This window comes from Citrobacter sp. wls619, from assembly GCF_005281345.1.
GTDB lineage: Bacteria > Pseudomonadota > Gammaproteobacteria > Enterobacterales > Enterobacteriaceae > Citrobacter.
Genome location: NZ_SZXJ01000015.1, coordinates 1 through 684 on the forward strand (window position 1 = coordinate 1; position 684 = coordinate 684).

Below are 684 nucleotides of genomic sequence, written 5' to 3' on the forward strand. Positions count from 1 at the left end.
TCATCGGAACGATTCCGGTACCATCACACTTTTTAACACGCTACCGCCCGCGCCGTTTCTGGCTTCCCGGCCATCACCTTTTACTTATTTAACAGCACGTTAACCCGGTTTTCCCGACGCGCCTTTTTAAGCCCGTTCACCATACCACCGCCGTCACGCCCTGTCATTAGTGGTTCTCCTCCGGGGCCGCGTTGCGGCTCCCACAGCAACCCGTGACAGACGCGCAGCTTGCTGCGTGGCTGGCGCGGGTTCTGCGGGTGCGGGCGGCACAGAGCCCGCAAGCGCCGGGACGGCGCTCTGGTCCTCCGCTGCCCGACCGGGGTTTGACTTTGCATGACAACGCCGGACCAGGGCGGGCAGCGGAAGCTGGCGAGGCGGGAACGAGCGAGGAGCGTAGCGACTGCGAGCCGCCGCAGACAGACGCAGCCGGGAGGGCATTAAGCCCTTAAGCGGAGGCCGCAGGCCGACAACCTCTTTTAACGGGCTTTCACCCGACGACGCGGCCGGAGTGGCGCACCGGAGCCGCCAGGGATGGCGGCGACTGCGGGGCCGCGTAAGGCGTGCCGCACTCAACCGGCAGGAGCGAACGCCAGTGAGCTGCTGCACGTGGCACGGACTGAGGGGCTGAACGCGGGGGCGCCAGACATAATGCAGATTATGCGAACACGAGCCGCTCACGGCGGG

Annotated in this window: 1 protein-coding gene; it reads right to left on the reverse strand. The window is 65.9% G+C overall.

The features are described from left to right. Nucleotides 1-80: 80 nt before the first annotated feature. The gene (locus FDX19_RS25040) at nucleotides 81-335 is read right to left on the reverse strand and encodes a hypothetical protein (protein WP_170974330.1); all 255 of its coding nucleotides are present in this window, start codon (nucleotides 333-335) and stop codon (nucleotides 81-83) included. Nucleotides 336-684 lie beyond the last annotated feature (349 nt).